This window comes from Enterococcus sp. DIV0756 (genome assembly GCF_051710745.1).
In the GTDB taxonomy this organism is placed as follows: domain Bacteria; phylum Bacillota; class Bacilli; order Lactobacillales; family Enterococcaceae; genus Enterococcus_A.
On sequence record NZ_JBIOLF010000002.1, the window covers coordinates 907,664 to 928,560 of the forward strand.

The following is a 20,897-nucleotide window of genomic DNA, read 5'->3' on the forward strand; positions in this document are numbered from 1 at the left end:
TGATGTTTCAAGTAATTACTTCTGTTCTATTATTAGTTTGTTAGTTGTAATTATTCTAAAAAAACAAATTTAGTAATAAAGAAAAATACGTCGGATTTTTTCGATATTTTGGAAGTGAAATGATGAATAATGTCTATGGAAATGACTCGTCTTTTAATACTGTCGAATTAACGAAGCAACATCAGTTAACAACAGCTAGTTTTTTTTCACGCAAGACCAAGCGCTTTGTCGACTTAATTGTCAGTACAATGGGGCTATTAGTGCTTATGATCCCTTTTGCTATTGTTGCGTTGCTTATAAAACTGGAAGATCCTAAAGGCCCCGTTTTCTTTAGTCAAACACGTGTTGGATTAAACGGAGACTATTTTGTGCTGTATAAGTTTCGAACGATGTACGTAGGAGCGGAGGATCAATTAGCTGAACTGATGAAAAAAAATGAGATCAAAGGTGCGATGTTCAAAATGAAATGTGATCCGCGTGTGACTAAAGTCGGTCGACTGTTGCGGAAGTTCAGCATTGATGAGTTTCCGCAACTTGTCAATGTCTTGAAAGGGGAAATGTCCATTGTTGGACCAAGACCAGCATTGCCGCGAGAAGTCGAGCAGTATTCTGATTATCATTGTCAAAGGTTACTGGTGAAACCTGGGTGTACAGGACTTTGGCAGGTCAGCGGACGTAACAGGCTCCATTTTGAAGAGATGATTCAGCTCGATCTTAGTTATTTAACCAAAGGCAGTTTTCTTTTAGATATACAGATTATGCTTAAAACGTTGCTGGTGATCATTACCCGTGACGGGGCTTACTAGATCAACATATCAACTATCGGAGGCAACAAATCATTATGGACGAAAATTTAAAATTTCCCTTTTTTGTACGAACGATTAAAGAAAAACTACCTACTATTATTCTTTTTAGTCTTACCGGATTATTGCTTGGCGGATACATTTCTTTTTTCTGGTTCACACCGAAGTACAGCTCGCAAACACAGATGATCGCTGCGACGAAATCGAGTGAAGAAAATTTATCAAACGAAATTACGGCCAATCTGCAATTGGTAAAAACCTACAAAGAATTAGTATTAAGCGATCTAGTCCTAGGACAGGTGCAGGAAAAGCTGAAGACAGAAGAAAATCAGCAGTTGACGATGAGTCAATTAAGAGAGGCCATCACGCTGGAACAACAGCAAGAATCGCTTTTTTTTTCGATCCGAGCTGTAAGTGATCGCCCCAGACTGTCAGCGCAACTAGCGAATACGACTTCGCAAATTTTCCAAGAAGCCTTAGCAGAAAGTCAAATTCCTGGTGAAATCTCCATTACTTCTGAGGCAATGGCTAGCCGTTCTCCGATTTCCCCAAACCATAAATTAAATTTGATTCTAAGTCTATTCATCGGCGGTCTCGTAGGGCTTCTGTTTGTTCTTTTACGAGCAAGTGTGGATCAGACTATCAAATCGGAACAAGCGGTATATGAAATTTTCGAAACCAATGCTTTAGGAATTATTCCTTACACGACCAGTGTAGATATGAAAATGTCTGCTAAGGATAAGGATCTGTTGAAAAGAAACTTATCAGAGGAATCTTTGCAGGTATCCAGAAGGCAAAGAAAAAGAGTCTAACTATAGGAATAGGAGTGTCATTACATGAAGGAAAGAGAAACACGACTTATATCGATTGAAAATCGCTTTTCACCTATTACTGAACAGTACCGGAATGTACGAACGAGTATTCAGTTCGCAGAGTCTGCAGGGAATTCGCTTAAGCTGCTGTTAGTTACCTCTACTGAACAAGAGGAAGGGAAGACGACAGTAGCAGCTAATCTGGCAGTAGTGATGGCTGAAACCAATAAAAAAATATTACTGATTGATGGCGATTTACGGCGCGCCACAGCAGGCAAGTTTTTTAATTCGCATTCGAGTCGAGCAGCGGGACTCAGTACCTTATTGAGCAATGTTCGCAGTCTGCCAAATGAAGCTATTCAAAGCACGCAGATGAAGAACTTGGATTTTATGCCTGCGGGTCCTATCCCGCCTAATCCATCCGAGCTGTTAAATTCGAATCGATTAAACGAAGTTTTTCGTCAACTTGAGGAACAGTATGACTACATTGTAGTTGATTCACCACCATTGTTAGTAGTGACAGATGCACAGATTTTTTCCTCAAAGGTCGACGGCGTCATTTTAGTCGTGCGCGAAAATCGCACGAAGCGAAACAACTTAGTCAAGTGTAAGACGCTACTTAATCGGTCAAATGCACGCTTAATCGGCTTTGTTTATAACGGAGCAAAATCTGTGAGTGCTGGCAACTATAAATATTACAAATATTAGGGGGTGATGGATGGATACGCAGAGTAATAAAACAAGGATAAAAAAAAGAGAGGGGTAAAATTAGTGAAGAAAAAGAAATTATTGACAATTGGTGCCAGCAGTTTGATGTTGCTGAACACAGGGTTATTGCCAGCAGCTGCCTTGGCAGAAGAAAAAACGACAGGGACAGAGGAGGTAGCGCCAGAGCTAGCAGATAGTCTAAAAAAAGAAAATTTGCCTGAGGCGACGCCAGAATCGAATGATGAACCTGTACAGGAAGTAACAGAAACAACGGAAGAAAAATCAGTACCAACTGCAGAAAGTAATACTGCAGCAGATACGGAAGGTGAAGAATCTGGAGGCTCACTAATCAAGCCTATGGATATTGGTCTGATTGCTTGGGGAAAAATTGGTTTAAAAACATCTACAGGCAAGGAATTAGTGATCAATAATCAAAAAACAGAAGGTATTTTATCTGTAGATCTAAATATTACACAGTTAGCCAATTTAGGGATCGCAGATAAAACGTATTATCAAGTCAAATTACCAAATGAATTCAAACCGTTGTTAGAAGATCCTCGATTCATTAATTATTTATCTGGTGAAATGAAGGCCTACAACTTAGGAATTCCAATCAAGTCCTATACCTATAAATCAACCGATATTAAGGTTGATCCGGAAACCTGCTCGTTGATTATCCAAAATCCAAAAATAACAACAATTATCGGTCTCCTGCCTCATGTATATTGCACAGTGAATATTGATCTGGGTGGCTTTGTAACAGATACTGAAATTCGTATTCCGAATTCATTAGATGGAAAATATCATTTTAATACTGGATTAACACAGGACAATAATGTCATTGACTGGACAGTTGGTGGCGGAAAAGAATCTAGCGGTTTCTTAGAATACGCGAAACTCGATCCGGCTTATGGAACAGAAAAACCAGTCTTGACAGCTGAAAATCGCAAAATCGTTTTGGGGGATGATTTTACTGGAGCATTTGCGATGAAAGGTGTTTCAGCAATTGATAAAGAAGACGGCGATATTACGAAAAATGTCATTATCATTGATAACCAAGTACGCTCCAATGTACCTGGCGTGTATCCTGTAACTTATAAAATCACGGATAGTCATGGGCTAACAGCGACTAAGACGATCGAAGTTACCGTTGCAGAAAACACATTGCCAGTCATCAATGCTGAAAATAAGGTGATTGAAAAAGGAATGCCGTTTAATCCTTTGGAGGGCGTTACTGCTCATGATGAAGAAGATGGCGATTTGACATCAAAAATCGTGATTAAATCAAATACAGTAAATACCAACGCAGTAGGAAAATACTACATTACGTATTCTGTAGAAGATACACACAAAGGCATTACCACAAAAGACATTGAAGTGACTGTAAAAGAAAGTGTTCATGGAATTTCACCTGATGATTATACCGTTGGTCAAGGCCTGATCACAGGTAAATACGAAGGCGATGTCTCTTACCTAGAATTTTATGTGGATGGACATTTAGTATCTGAAGGAGGCACCTTCAAGGATGGCAAGTTCAGCTATGAAGTGAGTACAGGATTGATTAAGAAAAATTCGAAAGTTGTCTTAGTTGCTTATGACAAAGATAAAAAGAAATTAGACGAGAAAACTGTGAAGGTGCTCTCAAATTACAGTGGAACAATTTCTGCTTATGACTATACCGTTGGTGATGAATATATTCGTGGAACGTATACAGGGGATGTGAAAAAAGCCAAGGTAATCATTAATGGAAAAGTACTTTCAATCGGCGGTACCTTTAGAGATGGTGAATTTAGCTATTGGGTAGGGAAAAATGCCATTAAAAAAGGCGATAGTGTTCTAGTCAATGGGTATGATGTCGATGGTGATGTATTAACTCAAAATAATCGAGTGAACATCCTTGCGGCACCAGCAGCTAAGGGAACGATTACACCAAATAAATTCACCGTTGGTTCGGTTGAAATTACAGGAACGTATACAGATGATGTGAAGAAAGCGAAATTATATGTAAATGACAAATTAATCTCGCAAGGGGGAACCTTCAAGAATGGTTCATTCACCTATTATGTAGGACAAAATGTTATTTCCAAAGGAGCATCGGTTCGTTTAGTCGCTTACTCTGCTGAGGATATCGAACTAGACAACAAGACAGTTCAAGTTGAATCAACGACGGCTGGGTCTATTTTAGCAGACAGCTATACAGTAGGGGATGAATATATCACAGGAACCTATACGGGCGATGTGAAGAAAGCCAAAGTAATCGTTAATGGAGCGGTCCTTTCTCTGGGCGGAACCTTTAATAATGGTCGTTTTACTTATTGGGTAGGGACTTCAAAAATTAAAGCAGGCGACAGTGTCTTGATTAACGGTTATGACCAAAATAACGTTGTACTGACACAAAACAATCCTGTAAATGTAAAACAAACTCCCGCTCAAAAAGGAACAATTACACCGAGCCAATACACAGTTGGAAATGGAGAAATTACAGGAACCTATACAGGCGATGTGAAGAAAGCACGTTTATCTGTGAATGGAAATGTTATTTCATGGGGTGGAACCTTTAAAAATGGACAATTCACCTATTATGTTGGCAACAGCATCAAACAAGGAGATGTTGTCACAATGAATGCCTATGGGGAGAACGATGTCTTATTGCAGGAGAACGTAAAAGTTAATTTTGCAAGCTCTTCTTATAATGGAAGCATCTCACCAAATACCTACACAGTAGGAGCAGTTGAGATCACGGGGATCTACGTGGGTGATGTAAAACAAGCGCGCTTGTATGTGAATAATGGTTTGGTTTCAATCGGTGGGTCCTTCAAAAATGGAACCTTCAACTATTACGTGGGCGATGCAATCAAAAAAGGCGACAGTGTTTACTTAGTGGCTTATGGTCCAGATGGTAAAGAATTAGATAGAAAAACAGTTCAGGTGAACTAGCGAACGGAGATTTTGAATGAAAAAATTATTATTAAGCATCGTGGCAGTTTGTTTTTTCTTAACGGGGTGTGCTTCGTCAAGCAACAAAGAAACGGATAGCAGTAAAGATACCACTGCTAAAGTATCAAAAGTTTCAATGAAAGACGATTTGGCGGAACCTTTTACAGCGGATGGGATCGAGATGAAAATCACTGAGGTAGTGAGCAGTGAGTCTGTTAATCAAGCCGACAAGCCTAAGCAGCTCATTACCTTTACAGTAGAGTGCAAAAATATTGGCACTCAGGATAAAGGGATCGGCGCAATTGATTTTCAATTGATGACAGACAAAAAAGACAAAAAGAATAAAAAAGATAAAACATACAACGTAACAGAGGAAATGGAAGCCTTCGGTGGTGTATTAGCGCCTGAGAAAACTTCTAAGGGAAAATTATATTATCTGATCGAGCCAGGAGAAAAACCAACGAAATTGGCTTATGCTCCAGCCGACAAGGCCCTTAAAACATGGAATCTACAATAATAAATTTTTTCATTGATCAATATTTCGTGAGACCAATCAAACTTTTTATTATTTAGGTCTTCCATTCGCTTGTTTTATGTTTAAAACCTAGAGAATCTTGAAGGAGAGAGGAATCAGCTCCTTCAAGATTCTTTGTTGTATGAGACACACTATTAGATAGAAGGAGATACATATGGCAATAAAAGTAATGTCAGTTTTTGGGACACGGCCAGAAGCAATAAAAATGGCACCGGTAATCAAGGTGTTAGAAAAGGACAGACGTTTTGAATCAAGAGTAGTTGTGACTGGGCAACACAGGGATATGTTGGATCAAGTATTAGCCTTCTTTGAAATTACCCCTGACATTGACCTGAATATTATGAAGGAAAAGCAGAGCTTGAGTGATGTGACAGTAAGAATCATTGAAAAACTGACCCCGATTTTAGAGGAGGAATCTCCAGATGTTGTATTGGTTCATGGAGACACGACGACCACATTAGCAGCCGCACTTTCGGCTTATTATCAAAAAATCGCCGTTGGTCATGTTGAAGCGGGATTGCGTACGTGGGAAAAATACTCGCCATTTCCAGAAGAAATCAATCGTCAACTTGTCGATTCCTTAGCAGATCTTTGTTTTGCACCAACCGCAGAAAGTGCAGCCAACTTAGTAAAGGAAAACTGTGAGAGAGAACAGATTTTTGTGACTGGAAATACGGCGATTGATGCCATGCAATATACAATCCGAAAAGATTATTCACACCCTAGTCTATTAGAAAATGATAAGCGTCGGTTGTTAGTTACGATGCATCGGCGAGAAAATTTAGGGCAACCCATGACAGAAGTTTTTCAAGCCTTGGCCCAATTGGCTTCCGAGAAAAAGGAGATCGAAATTATCTTTCCTATGCACAAAAATCCAGCCGTTCGTCAATTAGCAGAAAAGGAATTGAGGGGGAATAAAAATATCCGACTGATCGAACCGCTGGATATTTTTGATTTTCATAATTTCGCTCAACGCTGTGATTTGATTTTGACAGATTCTGGCGGTGTTCAAGAAGAAGCCCCCTCATTAGGTGTTCCTGTTCTAGTATTACGTGATACGACTGAACGACCAGAGGGGATCAGCGCAGGAACCTTAAGATTGGTGGGAACAAAGAAGGATAGGGTCTATCAAGAAACTAAAAAACTGTTAGAAGACCCCGAAGCATACCAAGCAATGGCTCAAGCGGTGAATCCATATGGAGATGGACTTGCGAGTGAGCGCATTGCCATTATTCTAGCTCAAGTTTTTAGTGATCGACTGACGAGAACAGAAAAAATGACGGAGTGTAGTGATGGGATACAAGAAAAAAAGAACTAGACCGAGTCAAAGAAAACGACTAAAAAAAATCCTAACAATCCTAGTAACAATAGTATGTTTACTGCTTCTTTTACTCACTGCGGTACTTGCCAAGGTCTTTTATGATGTAAAGGAAACGACCAATGCTGCGTATGAACCCTTTTCTAGGACACAAAAGCTACAGGCCGTTGATCTAAAACAGAAGGAACCTTTCAGTATTTTATTAGTGGGTGTTGATACTGGTGCTTTAGATCGTACGGAACAAGGGCGTTCCGATACGCTTATGGTGGCAACAATAAATCCTCAAAAAGCAAAAACCACAATAGTTAGTTTGCCACGAGACACATACACTGAAATTGTTGGGCATAACACCATGGACAAGATCAATCATGCGTATGCATTTGGCGGAATAGCCATGACGGTTGCTACGGTGGAAAAATTACTGGATATACCGATCCATTATTACGTATCAATGAATATGAAAGGAATTGAATCCCTTGTTGATGCTGTTGGAGATGTTGAAGTTTCAAATCCCTTTGCCTTTACCTATGAAGAAACCCACTTTCCTAAAGGAACCCAGCAACTAGATGGAAGCAGTGCCTTAAAATATATCCGAATGCGCTACGATGACCCAAAAGGAGATTACGGTCGGCAAGCGAGACAACGTCAAGTCCTTACAGGGATTTTGAGGAAAGGACGCAGTATTCAGGGGATTAGTCGTTACCAAGAAATTTTAACGAGTCTCGGTGGTACGATCAACATGGATATCTCATTGAATGATTTGGCAATATTAGCGAAAAACTATCGTAGCGCCTTCAGCACGATTGAATCCCAACAGGCGAAGGGAGAAGGGTTCATGCAAGATGAAATTTCTTATCAACGTATCTCTCCAGAAGAATTAGCTAGAGTTCAGCGCTTGTTAAAAACAGAATTGGCTATGGGAACATAATACGAAATTCCTGTGATGTATCCTTCGTTACCTAAGTTATTGGTGTCTTCGGAAAAAAACTCGTCATAACTGTAGACAAAAATTATCCGCGGATATATAATGTCTGTAGAAAGAGGTGAGTACTTGAAATTATCATCGTCCTACGTCCAAGCTATTGGAATTTTAGTCATGTTAGCAGAATTACCAGAAAACGACTCGCTAAAATCGAGTGAAATCAGTAAGCGAATGAATGTCTCACATACGTACTTACAGAAGATCGCAACGAAATTGAAGCACGCGGATTTAATTGAATCTTATGCGTCAAAGCAAGGCGGGTACAAATTGAAAAAGCCTAAAGAAAAGATCAATTTTCTCGATATTTTCTTGGCTGTTGAAGGGGAAACGCCCTTTCTTTCCCATATCAATTTAGAACCTATCAATGCGATGTTTATGGATAAGAATTTAATCAACGAAAAAGCGGAGGTCGTTAAGGCCATCCATAGAGAAGCTCAGAAAACGTATTTGAAACAATTAGAGGCGCATTTGTTAACAGAGATTTTACCAAAAGATGCGGACGGTCAGTATTTGATCATTGATTGGAAAAAATTAATTAACGAAGAATAGGAGAGAGTAGTATGTCATTTAAAGATGAAATTAACAAATTAAAAGAAAGCTTTGAGCAAACGAAAGAACAAGGAGCCAAATTAGGCGAAAAATACAGTGAAGAAGGAAAAAGTATCGGAGAAGAGTATGCGGAAAAAGGCAAAGCTGTAGGAAAACAGTTTAAGGATATGTCCTCTTCAGTCAAAGACCGCTTTAAATAACCTGATATAAAAGAGTATAGGTCACTTATTTTTGAGGGAGTAATCGATTATGTGTACTAGTTTAACGTTGACAAATCAAGGGCAGCAGCATTTTTTAGCAAGAACCATGGATTTTGGTTTTCAGTTAGAAGGAAGACCCGTCGTGATTCCCAGAAACTATGTATGGAAAAAACAATTTAACGGCTCGCAACAAACAAAATACGGCTTTCTTGGGACGGGTCGAAATCTAGGAGAGTATTTTCTAGCAGATGGGATCAATGAAAAAGGGCTTGCTATTGCAGAGCTTTACTTTTTAAATGAAGCCAAATACAGCTCTGAAGAAAAAGAGGCGTCTATCAATCTGGCGCCTCACGAATTTATTATCTGGCTATTAGGTGAGATCGAAAGCATTTCTGAATTGCGGAAACGAATCACCGAGATACAGATTGTTGAAAAGGAAGTACCAGTTTTAGGTTTTGTACCGCCGCTTCATTATATTGTCACTGATAAAACCGGTGAAACTGTGGTGATTGAATCAGATAGCGGCGAATTGGTTATAAAAGATAATCCAGTTGGCGTCATGACAAATAGCCCAGAGTTTGGCTGGCATTTGAAAAATTTGAATAATTATTTGAGTGTGCAACCCAACAACTTTTCAAATAAAATAATCAATGAGTATGAAATCAAGCCTTTCGGTCAAGGTTCCGGCACATACGGGCTTCCTGGCGGGTATACGTCACCAGAGCGATTTGTGCGGACCGTCTACTTGCGAGCTTTAATTGAATCAGGAAAAACCGCCGATGATTCCTTGAATGCGATGTTTAAAATCTTGGACAACGTCACGATTCCAAAGGGCGTGAACATTAAAAACGATGGCTCCATCGACTATACGCAATACCGAGCAGTGTTTGATGTATCGAACGGTACTTATTACTTCAATCCGTACGAAACACAAGAGGTTTTTGAACTGACATTGACTGAAGAATTATTGACGAAAGACGAACCAGTTGAATTTAAGTATTCAACGGATTTTAAAACGACAAAAATCAATGAATGACGTAAATAAGACAAGCTATTTGAGGTAAATCTTTCAAATAGCTTGCTTATTTGTATGTAGCAGATTGGATCAATAGGAAAGAGCAGCGTAAAGTATGTTTAAAAAACATGAAGTCATATATGGGAAAGAATCATCCATTTCTTTCGCAGCAAAGAAAATGAGCGATTCATGATTTTAGTAGCGATCGCGTTTTTTTTAAATTTGAAATTATATCCGCTTTTTTTCACTGATCTTTTAATTATCTGCTTTAAATTTGTCATCTATACTGTTTGAGGTAAATAAACGATTATTGACTAAGTTATTCCACGGATTTCGAATAGATCATCAAAGAATGGGCCGAGCGCTATACAATCTTTTTAATTCACTCGATGCTATAATTTAATTGAAATAAATTGATATGAGGAGTTTTGTTATGAAAAATAAATTAATTTTTTGCATTGGTTTAATTGTGAGTATATTTTTTCTTACAATTGGAACGCACAGTGTATCGGCAGACACTAATCGTTTTAGTTATGAAACCAATAGTTCAGGAAATAAGATAGCTGATGGTGTTGCTGACGGAGATACGTATAACTATGGATACCAAAATACGGCTGAAATCCCTGTTGATAGCGAAGGGTTTATTAATTATCAAGATCAAGCTTATCTTAAAAAGACCGTAACAGGAAATCCAAGTAAAAAAGGATTATTCGATGTGACGTTGGATATCAAGGGGAATCAAATTACGCGTCCTTTGGATATCGTACTTGTAATCGACTATTCTTCTTCTATGAATGGAGAAAAGTTAGCAAATGTACTGAAAGGGTTACAGGAATTCGAGAATGAATTAGGGAGCTCTTTATCCAATGGAAACGTGAAACTTGGGATTGTTTCTTACAATCGGTATGTGTATGAAACGAATGGGTTTACCAATAATTTAGATGACTTGGAGAATTTTCTGAGAAATACCGCTGAAAGTCATACAGGTACGTTTATGCAAAAAGGTCTGATTGCAGGGGATAATCTGCTTAAAAATCAAGGCCGACCTGGAGCTGAGAAAATGATGGTTCATATTGGTGATAGCAGTGCCAATCGTAGTTATCTGCCTTCTGAGAATGCTCAAACCTATAACAATACTGGAGAAATTGTTGATTACAATGGGTTTCACACCGTTACTTATTATAAGGACTTTCAAACAAATTCAGAAAAATTCAACACGAGCGATAATATCTCTGACACCAATGGCACGCTCGTAGAAAAGAGTGTTGTTACAGATGCAACGCTAGGAACATCTGTCGCAATCAAAGAAACGGGCGTTCAATTGTATTCCATTGGAACGGCACCTACTAGTCGAGGAGAGTATATCGCTAGAAATCTCGCAAGCAGTGAAAAAAACTATCACTCAATCGATGAAAACCTAACTGAATTAGGAGAAGCATTAAAAGGTATTGCGAACGCTGTTGACAACACAATTCCTCATGGGACAGTCAGTGATCCCATGGGTAAAGATATTTTGCTGCAAGGCAGTGGTAATTTTACCCCAGATGCGTATACGCTTAAAGGTTGGCGGAAAAATACCGAAAATCAGTGGGTTCCAGCAGATGATCTAGTTAAGAATGTTGGTGTAAATGAAAACAATCAAGTCATTACCTTATCAAATGTCTCCCTTGGTTCAGACGAACGAATTACGCTCACGTATTCAATCAGAATTGACACGGAGTCCAGTGATTTTCGTGGAGAGTATTGGTACTTGTCTAACCAACGAACAACATTAGATCCAACTGGTGATGGCAACCTGTTGGATTTTCCGATTCCATCAATCAAAGCACCAAAAGTACAATTAGGTGTTGAGAAAAAATGGAAAAATGCGACTGAAGATTTGATTCCTAACAAGATTGATTTTCAAATCAAGCGCTCTCCGATAGTGACCCAACAGGCTTGGACAGTGTCACCAACGCTTTCTCTGACAAAAGAGAACGGGTTTAAGACGACGATTTCCAGCCTTTCTATTGACGGAAAAACGAGCGATCTTCCTTTGTACAATAACGCAGGCGAGACGATTGCTTATACGATTCAGGAAGTGAATATTCCAGAAGGGTTTGAAACCTCTCTAAATCAAGAAAACAATCAGTTTACACTGACCAATACGTATAAAGATACGACGCCAAGTACGACAGAACCAAGTACGACAGAACCAAGTACAACAGAGCCGAGCACAACAGAACCAAGTACAACAGATCCTAGCACGACAACACCAAGTACAACAGCGTCAAGTACTTCAGACGAAGGTTCTACGTCAGATACGACTAGTACGACTAAAAAAGTACAATCAAGTGATTCAAGCAGTACAACTAGTAATGTTTTAACAAAGACAACGCCGAGCGGCGGCACTCAAAAGCAGTATCCAAAGACTAATGATTCGAAAAGTAGTTTCTTATGGGTTGCTTTCGGTTTAGGCTTGTTTGGAACGGCAGGGTATTTATTAAAGAAAATGTGGTAATCAAAAAGGAATAAGATAAGTAGATAGAGGACCTTTGGTGATTTCAAAGGTCCTCTATTTTTGTGTCGATTCTTTTGGAATGCAAGTTATTTCACTTAAAAAATATTACGTAGTATCCTTCAAGAAGGAACTGCAGAAGTTTTTTGGAGGAATGAAGATGGAACATTATAAGAATATTATCGTCGGGTTTGGCAAAGGCGGAAAAACATTAGCCAAAACGTTAGCAAGTCGCGGTGAAAGTGTCCTGGTTATTGAAAAATCTACTCGAATGTATGGCGGGACTTGTATTAATATCGGGTGTATTCCGTCCAAATCGATGATTCTAAATGGAGAAAAGGGGACAGCGTTTACTAAAGGTGTCGCCATCAAGGAAACGCTGACCGGAAAATTGCGAAACAAGAATTATCATATGATCGCAGATGAACCGACAGGAACGGTCATGGATGGAACCGCCCGTTTTGTATCGAATCATGTATTGGAAGTGGAAAACAATGGCAAAAGGCAACAGGTTGAAGGGGAACGGATCTTTATTAATACAGGAGCTACTCCGATTATTTTACCAATCAAGGGTCTTGCCGACAGCAACTACATGATTGATTCTACTCAGGCAATGGATCTGGAGAAACTACCAGACACACTCGTGATTATTGGTGCTGGTTATATTGGGTTGGAATTTGCTTCGATGTTTGCGAATTATGGCTCAAAAGTAATTGTATTAGATGCCAAAGAAAAATTCTTAGCTCGTGAAGATGACGATATCGCAGAAATGATCTTCAACGATCTAACCGCTCAAGGAATTGACTTTCATTTAGGTGTGTCAGTTAACGAGGTGAAGGATCAAGTAGATCATGTGGAAGTAACCTTTACCGAAAATGGGTCAATCCAAACAGTCAATGCGGCGAACATCTTAGCGGCGACCGGACGCAAACCGAACATTGCTGATTTAGGGCTGGAAAATACCGATGTAAAAGTCACTGATCGCAGCGAAATTGTGGTAAACGATTATTTACAGACAGCTGCACCAAATGTTTGGGCCATCGGGGATGTCAAAGGCGGACCTCAGTTTACCTATGTTTCATTAGATGATTACCGAATTATTTTGGATCAATTAGATGGTAAGGATACTCGCTCCTTGAAGGATCGGGCGCTTGTACCGTACAGTGTTTTCATTACACCGCCTTTATCTAGTGTCGGTTTGACCGAAAAAACAGCACATGCCAAAGGAATCGAATACAAGTTATTCAAATTCATGGCTGCAGGTGTACCAAAAGCCAATGTTTTGGAAGATCCTAAAGGGATGTTTAAGGTACTGGTTGATCCTCAGACAGAACAGATTCTCGGTGCCACAATTTACGCTGAAGAGTCTCATGAGGTTATTAATTTAATCACTTTGGCGATGAAGGGAAACCTACCGTATACCATGCTGAGAGACCAAATCTATACCCATCCAACGATGAGTGAAGCATTGAATGATGTACTAAAATAAACGAGTGATGAACGAACACTTTTAAATGTAAACAAAGAAAGAAAGGACTTGCAGCGTGCAGATCCTTTTTTCTTTGTTTTAGGCTAAAAGTGCATAAACATCAAAGAGAATGTGAATCATTAGAGGAACGAGGAGTGTGTTGGATTTAATTCCCGAAGTGTTAAAAATGATTCGAGTGACTCCTTGTAACGCTAATACGTGAAAGAGGGTCAAAAACAGGTTTCCATTCCAATACGTTGGCACATGCAAGAGAGCAAAAATGACAGCACTGATTAGGTTAGCAAATAGAATGTTATGCGTAAATCTGCTTAGAAGAATGGCAGCTACAACGAATACGAAGAAGCTTAAAAGTTCTTCCCCTAAAAGCATTCCTGGTAATTGAAGCCAGGGAATATGATTGCTAAGAGGATTGGCTTTCAATTTTAGGTTTAAAACAGCTTGCAAGAGAATACTCGTCCCGAGTGAAACAACCACAGTAAGAACAAAGAAAATAAAGAAATTCTTGATTGGCTTGATCGGTCTACTAAAAAGCAACCAGGACGCTTTCCCAAAGGTAAGTAGAAAAGAGACAATACCAGCAATAGCCAAAGAGTAAGGACCTAAAGGATCGATCCAGCCAAAACTGAGATTTAAAAAGCCTAATAGTAAAAGGATAGAACTGATGATTACGTTTCTTATCTGTATTGGTTTCGTTAACAATTGATCCATGAGAGCTTTCCCCATTTCGTATCGAATTTTTTTGATCGTAGCATATAGTGATCAAAAAAGCTTCTAATGTGCTTTTTTGTGGGAGTTCTCTCGAGCAATGAATAGACTTTATCATTGCTTGAATCATGACTTATTTACTATTAATCCTCTTGGCTGAGAAACGGGATTATATTTTAATAACGAATGTGATAATTTGACTCATTTAAATATCTAGCGTGAAGTGCTTATGACTAATGGAAAATTCCTTCAAAAGGAGGATAAAAATACTTCTTTCTATTACGGGAAATCCTGACATTGGTTTTATGGCAATTCATTTGGTAGATAGTCAGGTGCTTGGAAAGCTTTAATATTAAGTGAAAATACTTCTATAAAACGGGAGGGGGACTTGCAGAGAGTCTATTGGGGTTCTGTTATTAAAAATTGAATGCTTTGTTGAAAAGGCGGCCTATTTCAGGACTCCTTCTACTAGGCTGTGAAGGATGTGCTATCGATATCTTTGAGATCAAGAACGAGACTGTGAAAGTGAATAGCAGTCAAAGGAATAAATACACGTAGTCAAAAAGCTTCATAAATAGGAGTGAAGTAGTATAAGAGAAGATACGTTTAATTGGGGCGTAATTTTCTTTTTGTTTAAAAAAACAAATTAAAGGTTAAATAATATACGTAAAATGAAGAGAAATGATCTTTTAATAGAATGGTGTACAGAAATATGTATTTTTATTGCAGGGGTCACTGGGGAAATATACTGTCAGAAAGCACCGATTTAGTTTTAGGTGAGTAATACTTTTTGTATGATTTAGTTATATAAAATTATTTTTATTTTGTTATAAAAAATAATTTGATTTTTAATATATAACTATGAATACATGTGTTATTTAGCATGTTTTAACAATTTATCTCTGTTTTTAATTACGCTTTTTTCGTCAATATAACAATAAATACAAGTGAAATAAGGAATCTTAAACGAGGTGTTCTTTTTATATTTATTATAAACAAGAGTGTATACTTACAATAAATTTATTTTAACTGTTAAAGTTTGTGAAGATCATCTTACTTTAGTTGTTAGAGAATCTATAAAAATCAAAGGCTTGAGTAAAACAATGAATTGTTTTTTTATCCATGTGTTCAAGCTTCTAAAAACTATTCTGCTTTACCGATTCTTTTTCCAAGAGTTAAGTATCGAGGAATATGTTTACTTAATTTGGTTTTTAACTTTATCAATACCATTATTGATAGGTTATAAAATATAAAAAAGAAACGGAGTATTGGAAATGAAAAAAACAACTTTAAGCGGCTTCTTATATTTCAGTAGTTTAGCACTTGCTTTGGCAGGGCCGGTAGCTTTCGCGGCTACCAACGGACCAGGTACAGAGAGTTCGAATATTAGTGCTGGAACTGCACAAGCAGGATATGAAGCAGATAAAACCACGAATGCAAACGCCAATTCTGTAGGCGAATTTAGCATTGAAGCAGGAAAATTAACGTTAGATAAGGTTCCAAATATGCATTTTGCCAAAGCTGATAAAGGCAATCCAACGGTTTCAGATATCTCTAATGGGGTAACATTGAAGCTTGTTGACGGTAATATCACTCCAAATGCCATCGAATCTTCAAAGAATTTTGATGGAAATTCAACTTTGAATCTAAGTGTTTCAGATTTCCGTGGGGATGATCAAAACGGTTGGAAAGTCTATGCGACAGTTTCAGATTTCAAAAAGGATGCCTCTCATAGTTTGTCAGGAACAACCTTAAAAATGACAGCTAAACAAGGATCGAAAACAGATACTGGCGTCGCTGTCGACGCGCCTTCCGAAGTGTCAATCCCAGCAACTGGAGATGCAGGAGTTGTAGTGAACGCAGCATCCGGAAAAGGAACACTAACAAATAATTTTACATTTGATAATACGACCAGCTTAACGATTGCTAACCAAGCAGCGCAATCCGGCTTGTATCAAGCAAAACTTACTTGGTCCTTAGCAAATGTTCCAACACCATCAGGAAACGAATAGAAATAAGAGGCGAGTCGAACCGATTCGCCTCTTATAGGGTTAAGGAGTGAGTAATTTTATGAATAAGTCTAGGCTACTGCTTGTTCTCATTTTTAGCTTTGTTTTGTTATTAAGTCCCACTGCTGCTATTGCTGACAGTACAAAAAAAGCGCCTTTTACCATGGAGGCAGTGCTACCTGAAAATCAAAAAAAAGAGTCATCCGCCACATATTTTGATTTGATTGTACAACCAGAGCACAAGCAGAAACTATCGATTCGCTTCCAGAACCTTTCTGATAAAAAAATCACCTTAAACCTTTCTGCTAATCGTGCAGTCACGAATGCTAATGGTGTGATTGACTATAACAAAAAAAATGCTCAGCAAACTAGTACAGCAAAATACGGCTTAAATGACTTATTAACTGTTCCGAATGAAGTAGTGCTGGCTGCAGGAGAAACCAAAGTCATTTCAGCAGAATTATCTGTACCAAAGGATCGTTTTGAAGGAATTCTTTTAGGGGGAATCACCGCAACGATGGTATCGAATGATACTGTCAATGAGAAACAAAAATCAGGGTTAGCATTAACCAGTCAGCTGGCAATGATTGTCGGAGTCGTATTGACCGAAGATACTCAGAATATCGTTGCTCCTGAATTGCATTTGACGCACGTAGAGCCGGGATTAAGTAATGGCTATACCGCCGTATTAGCGACATTGGAAAATACAAAACCCCAAATGGTCGGCCAAATGACGATTACTGCCACTGTTTCTAAAAAAGGTAGCAGTGATAGTTTAAAGAAGACGGTTCGTAAAAATCAGGAGATGGCTCCGAATAGTCAGTTCGATTTCCCTGTCGATTGGGGGAAGGAAGAGTTGCAGGCCGGAGACTATACATTAAAATTAGTTGCACAAAATAAAGGACACCGATGGGCCTTTACAAAAGACTTTACGATCGCTGCAAGCGAAGCGAAGAATTTAAATAAAAAGGCTGTGGGGATCAAAAAAGATTACACTTGGCTGTACATTTTAATCGGAATTCTACTCTTTATTCTCTTACTGATTCTCGCATTTCTGTTAGGAAGGCGGCAGAGAAATGATGAAAAGCCTCAGGATTCATAAAAAAAGGGAAAGAACATCCAGACTCTCGCAAATTTTTATCTTGCTGCTTTTGATTCTTAGTATTTCTTTAATACAGGTGAGCGGGGTAGTCGAAGCAGAGGAAAATACTGTTGGTGAATTAGAAATTCTACCTGGAAAAGAAACAATTATTCCGCCAAAGCATATCCCGAATGGAGACATCCAGCCGATAAAAAGTGTTCATAAAGAGGCGAGCAATCATCCATATGGACGATTGCCTCAAACCAATATGCTCGGAAATCAATACGCTTTGTATGGGATATTGGTTGAGCTGCTTCTTCTAGTTATTTTTATTTTACTTTTGAGACGGAGGCGGGAGAATGATGAATAAACGTGGGTATTTAATTGTTCATAGCATGCTGATTCTTTTTGGCCTCTTCTTTTTTCAGTCAACGATTTCAGAAGCAGCGCCTGTACCACCCGTTCCAACACTGCCATTAAGTTCCGGGTTGGTGAAAATTATACCAAGTGGAAGTTTACAAAATAGCAATCCAGCCAATCAATATATTCAGGTTACTCCTTCCCAGACGAATCAAAGTGGAGCGGTATGGTTTAATCAGCCACTCTCCTTCGCGAATGATTTTGAGATTGAGATGTATGTCTACATTCAAAGTGGTGGAACCGGTGACGGGATGGGTGTACTGTTAAAAGATTCCAGCGAAACATCGACCTGGCTCGGGAAACATAAAGCAGGTAGTTTGGGAATATATGGGCCAGAAGTTCCTCAAGATAATCCACTAAATAGCAGCGCCATCCCAAAGAGTTTTGCCATTGAATTTGATAATTATGACAATGTGAATGGAATGGACTACAGCGATGCCATTACTGGAAATCATATTGCCTATTCCTATCCCGGATTGCTTGCTTCTTACTCTACTCATCGTGATGGTTGGATATTGGGAAAGGTTATGAATGTTTTAAAGCATAATAGTGTCCAGCAGATTCCCCTAGCAACAGGGACATGGAAAAAATTTACGATGAAGTATTCAAAATCAGCGAACCAATTAATCTATCAATACGAAGGGTTGCCCGCAGTAACTATTCCGAATTTTGTTGGGGGAGATGCGAGCGTGAAAGAAACATTCGCCTCCGGAAAAGCGTACCTTGGTTTCGCTGGTGCCACGGGTGCTGATGCCGGAGCGGTTCAAGAAATGGCGGTTACGTTTACTAGGGTTCCCAATGTACTTGATATGACTGTGCAAAAACAAATAGGACTAGATAATGAGGCCCCTTTTTTTGATTCGAGCAAATTAAAAGACAGCACAGACATTCCGCAAGTGGTTTTAAAGAATAAGGATTCTATTCTGCATTATAAAGACACGTTAATCATCGATCCTAGCTCATCCTTAAGTAGTATTGGAAAAGGAACATTTACCATCGCTGCTACAAAGGGGATCACGTTTGATCAAGCTAGTTTTCAGCTTGATGGTCAACCAGTATCCGTTAACTATGATGCTCAGAAGCAGCAATACCACATTGCTAGCATGACAGATCTTGGCAAGGGCACGCACATACTTACCTATAATGGAAAGCCGCAACTGGATCAAAATGGGAACCTTGATGTGACAGCAAATGCGGATACGCAGGTTACAGGGGCAACGTACGGTTCTGCTTCCTTGCCTGAAAATGAAAAGAATGAAGCCTTAAAGTATCAGTTAAAAGCCGTAACTGCATTAACTTTGCAAGAGTCAGTAAAAAGAATTTACGGGGCTCATCAAGGAATTATCTGGCAATCACCGGACCCTTTGGCAACCATTGATATCAGCTCACAACAAGAAAGACTGCAAGAAACACTTACTGCAGGTATTTCAGCCGATTCGACGATTGAGAATCCAGGCAATGCGAAGCTGCAACTGCCGATTTCATCCTCTCTGGAGATTGATCCATCCTCATTCACCGTGGATGGTGTAGTCATTCCTGCGGCTCAAGTATCAAAAACGGGAAATACGCTGATCATTGACACAAAGCAGCCATTAAGCAAAGGGAAACAATTAACCATTAAATATACTGCGACTCCCAAGACGTTTAAAGTTGATCAGAAAGCGGAAGAATCTGCTGACTTTTCTGCTCAGTTAACCGGTGACGTGGGGAAGGCAACACTTAACGGGAAAGCTACCGTGATTTTTAACGCGCCACCAGAGATTTCAATTGATCATGCGCTTCCTTTTGATCAAATAAATCAATTGCCAGCTCAACGACTATCCGTTAAAACGCCTTTATCAATTATCGGAAGCGATAAAGATGAGAATAGTACAACGATCAATTACTATGTAAAAGATTTTGGGGAGCATGCGCCTACTACAGATTATCAGCCTGATCAATCCGATCTGTTAATCGGTCAGCATTCCGGTCGGGAAGCATTGAATAATGGCACCCCACAAAGCTTTTCAGCCATTACATTCGCCAAAGAAGCGTGGCAAAAGCTCGGACCAGGCCTTCATTACTTGGCTCTTTATGGGATGGACCCAGAAGGAAATCATTCGACTGTTCAATATATGAAGGTGATGATTGTGGCAGATAAATTAACGCTGGATCGAGTACCTAACTTGAATTTCAATAGCAAGTCCTTGATTAATAGCAATCAGATTGCAACACTAGCAAATGAAAGTGCCACAATAGATTACCCGCTTCAAAGTTTTGAAGTAAAAAATCAGTTGAACGCATATGATGGCGATACGAATAATAAAGGGGAAATTCTAGTGACCGATTCTCGATCGGATCGATCTAAACCTTGGAAATTAACACTCAAGGTAACGGACATTCAATCATTAACAACCAAAAAGTCGCTATCCGATCATGCGGCAGTTGTGCTGCAATTAGCCTTTAAAAATAATCCGAATACTTTTGACGTTCTGTATAATAACTATCAAAATGCCAATGTTGAGATCAATGATTTGAGCGCACCTGGAAAAGCAATTACTGCAACTAAAGAGGTAACGGTTTTAGCAGGAAAAGCAGAAAATTCTGATCAAGATATCATTCAGACGACGCAATCATTGGATCTAACTCGAACCCTTTTACGGTTTAAGAAGGGGAGTCAGACGGATTTCACAAAAGCAGATCATTATCAATTAAAGCTTGAATGGGTGTTAAGTACGCAAAATTGAGTCAATCAAATGACCAAAAAACAATGAGACAAGACCGATTCAAATCAGTTATTGGACGAGGCAATCGTTTGGAAAGTAATTTTTTCCGATCGATTGCCTCGTTTTGTTCTA

Annotated in this window: 17 protein-coding genes; 16 read left to right on the top strand and 1 reads right to left on the bottom strand. The window is 39.0% G+C overall.

The annotated features are described in order from the left end of the window. Nucleotides 1-119 precede the first annotated feature (119 nt). From IGI44_RS20775 to IGI44_RS20830, 12 genes are all read left to right on the top strand, one after another. Nucleotides 120-806 carry a sugar transferase gene (locus tag IGI44_RS20775; protein WP_438789820.1) on the top strand — a complete coding sequence of 229 codons (687 nt, stop codon included), beginning with the start codon at nt 120-122 and terminating at the stop codon, nt 804-806. A 35-nt stretch (nt 807-841) separates the two neighbouring features. Continuing rightward, entirely contained in the window at nt 842-1,615 is a 774-nt protein-coding gene (locus tag IGI44_RS20780) for a YveK family protein (protein ID WP_438789821.1), read from the top strand. A 24-nt stretch (nt 1,616-1,639) separates the two neighbouring features. Further along, nucleotides 1,640-2,323 (top strand): CpsD/CapB family tyrosine-protein kinase, encoded by a 684-nt coding sequence (locus IGI44_RS20785; RefSeq protein WP_438789822.1) that lies wholly within the window; start codon nt 1,640-1,642, stop codon nt 2,321-2,323. A gap of 63 nt (nt 2,324-2,386) precedes the next feature. Then, nucleotides 2,387-5,260 (top strand): immunoglobulin-like domain-containing protein, encoded by a 2,874-nt coding sequence (locus IGI44_RS20790; RefSeq protein WP_438789823.1) that lies wholly within the window; start codon nt 2,387-2,389, stop codon nt 5,258-5,260. A 16-nt stretch (nt 5,261-5,276) separates the two neighbouring features. Next, complete coding sequence (locus IGI44_RS20795) at nt 5,277-5,777, top strand: DUF4352 domain-containing protein (protein WP_438789824.1); 501 nt, start codon at nt 5,277-5,279, stop codon at nt 5,775-5,777. Between the two features lie 172 nt (nt 5,778-5,949). Then, on the top strand, nt 5,950-7,113 hold the full coding sequence (gene wecB / locus IGI44_RS20800; protein ID WP_438789825.1) for a non-hydrolyzing UDP-N-acetylglucosamine 2-epimerase: 1,164 nt from the start codon (nt 5,950-5,952) through the stop codon (nt 7,111-7,113). Beyond that, a complete protein-coding gene (locus IGI44_RS20805) occupies nt 7,088-8,041 on the top strand; it encodes an LCP family glycopolymer transferase (RefSeq protein ID WP_438789826.1) in 954 nt (317 codons plus the stop codon). The genes wecB and IGI44_RS20805 overlap by 26 nt, the downstream gene beginning before the upstream one ends. 123 nt (nt 8,042-8,164) lie before the next feature. Next, nucleotides 8,165-8,644 (top strand): RrF2 family transcriptional regulator, encoded by a 480-nt coding sequence (locus IGI44_RS20810; protein WP_438789827.1) that lies wholly within the window; start codon nt 8,165-8,167, stop codon nt 8,642-8,644. Between the two features lie 11 nt (nt 8,645-8,655). After that, the gene (locus tag IGI44_RS20815; protein WP_127979868.1) at nt 8,656-8,844 is read left to right on the top strand and encodes a hypothetical protein; all 189 of its coding nucleotides are present in this window, start codon (nt 8,656-8,658) and stop codon (nt 8,842-8,844) included. 49 nt (nt 8,845-8,893) lie between these two features. Then, nucleotides 8,894-9,880, top strand: coding sequence for a choloylglycine hydrolase family protein (locus tag IGI44_RS20820; protein WP_438789828.1), 987 nt, complete (start codon nt 8,894-8,896; stop codon nt 9,878-9,880). A gap of 412 nt (nt 9,881-10,292) precedes the next feature. Then, nucleotides 10,293-12,359, top strand: a complete 2,067-nt coding sequence (locus IGI44_RS20825; RefSeq protein WP_438789829.1) for a VWA domain-containing protein — start codon at nt 10,293-10,295, stop codon at nt 12,357-12,359. 157 nt (nt 12,360-12,516) lie between these two features. Further along, nucleotides 12,517-13,845, top strand: coding sequence for an FAD-containing oxidoreductase (locus tag IGI44_RS20830; RefSeq protein ID WP_438789830.1), 1,329 nt, complete (start codon nt 12,517-12,519; stop codon nt 13,843-13,845). A 78-nt stretch (nt 13,846-13,923) separates the two neighbouring features. Here IGI44_RS20830 and IGI44_RS20835 read toward each other — a convergent pair whose 3' ends face one another. Then, on the bottom strand, nt 13,924-14,553 hold the full coding sequence (locus tag IGI44_RS20835; protein WP_438789831.1) for a CPBP family glutamic-type intramembrane protease: 630 nt from the start codon (nt 14,551-14,553) through the stop codon (nt 13,924-13,926). Between the two features lie 1,271 nt (nt 14,554-15,824). Here IGI44_RS20835 and IGI44_RS20840 point away from each other — a divergent pair. Genes IGI44_RS20840 through IGI44_RS20855 form a run of 4 tightly spaced genes read left to right on the top strand, consistent with a single transcriptional unit; the run spans nt 15,825 to nt 20,786 of the window. Further along, complete coding sequence (locus IGI44_RS20840) at nt 15,825-16,562, top strand: WxL domain-containing protein (RefSeq protein ID WP_438789832.1); 738 nt, start codon at nt 15,825-15,827, stop codon at nt 16,560-16,562. 58 nt (nt 16,563-16,620) lie between these two features. Further along, entirely contained in the window at nt 16,621-17,661 is a 1,041-nt protein-coding gene (locus tag IGI44_RS20845; RefSeq protein WP_438789833.1) for a DUF916 and DUF3324 domain-containing protein, read from the top strand. Next, a complete protein-coding gene (locus IGI44_RS20850) occupies nt 17,636-18,010 on the top strand; it encodes an LPXTG cell wall anchor domain-containing protein (protein ID WP_438789834.1) in 375 nt (124 codons plus the stop codon). The genes IGI44_RS20845 and IGI44_RS20850 overlap by 26 nt, the downstream gene beginning before the upstream one ends. Beyond that, the gene (locus tag IGI44_RS20855; RefSeq protein ID WP_438789835.1) at nt 18,000-20,786 is read left to right on the top strand and encodes a lectin-like domain-containing protein; all 2,787 of its coding nucleotides are present in this window, start codon (nt 18,000-18,002) and stop codon (nt 20,784-20,786) included. Before IGI44_RS20850 ends, IGI44_RS20855 begins: the two co-directional genes overlap by 11 nt. Nucleotides 20,787-20,897: the final 111 nt, after the last annotated feature.

Excerpts from the sequence above, each read along its gene's own strand:
- IGI44_RS20815 (WP_127979868.1), top strand. The coding sequence starts at position 8,656 with ATGTCATTTAAAGATGAAATTAACAAATTAAAAGAAAGCTTTGAGCAA.
- IGI44_RS20830 (WP_438789830.1), top strand. The coding sequence starts at position 12,517 with ATGGAACATTATAAGAATATTATCGTCGGGTTTGGCAAAGGCGGAAAA.
- IGI44_RS20850 (WP_438789834.1), top strand. The coding sequence starts at position 17,636 with ATGATGAAAAGCCTCAGGATTCATAAAAAAAGGGAAAGAACATCCAGA.
- IGI44_RS20780 (WP_438789821.1), top strand. The coding sequence starts at position 842 with ATGGACGAAAATTTAAAATTTCCCTTTTTTGTACGAACGATTAAAGAA.
- IGI44_RS20840 (WP_438789832.1), top strand. The coding sequence starts at position 15,825 with ATGAAAAAAACAACTTTAAGCGGCTTCTTATATTTCAGTAGTTTAGCA.
- IGI44_RS20775 (WP_438789820.1), top strand. The coding sequence starts at position 120 with ATGATGAATAATGTCTATGGAAATGACTCGTCTTTTAATACTGTCGAA.
- IGI44_RS20835 (WP_438789831.1), bottom strand. The coding sequence starts at position 14,553 with ATGGATCAATTGTTAACGAAACCAATACAGATAAGAAACGTAATCATC.
- IGI44_RS20805 (WP_438789826.1), top strand. The coding sequence starts at position 7,088 with ATGGGATACAAGAAAAAAAGAACTAGACCGAGTCAAAGAAAACGACTA.
- wecB (WP_438789825.1), top strand. The coding sequence starts at position 5,950 with ATGGCAATAAAAGTAATGTCAGTTTTTGGGACACGGCCAGAAGCAATA.
- IGI44_RS20820 (WP_438789828.1), top strand. The coding sequence starts at position 8,894 with ATGTGTACTAGTTTAACGTTGACAAATCAAGGGCAGCAGCATTTTTTA.
- IGI44_RS20825 (WP_438789829.1), top strand. The coding sequence starts at position 10,293 with ATGAAAAATAAATTAATTTTTTGCATTGGTTTAATTGTGAGTATATTT.
- IGI44_RS20785 (WP_438789822.1), top strand. The coding sequence starts at position 1,640 with ATGAAGGAAAGAGAAACACGACTTATATCGATTGAAAATCGCTTTTCA.
- IGI44_RS20845 (WP_438789833.1), top strand. The coding sequence starts at position 16,621 with ATGAATAAGTCTAGGCTACTGCTTGTTCTCATTTTTAGCTTTGTTTTG.
- IGI44_RS20795 (WP_438789824.1), top strand. The coding sequence starts at position 5,277 with ATGAAAAAATTATTATTAAGCATCGTGGCAGTTTGTTTTTTCTTAACG.
- IGI44_RS20855 (WP_438789835.1), top strand. The coding sequence starts at position 18,000 with ATGATGAATAAACGTGGGTATTTAATTGTTCATAGCATGCTGATTCTT.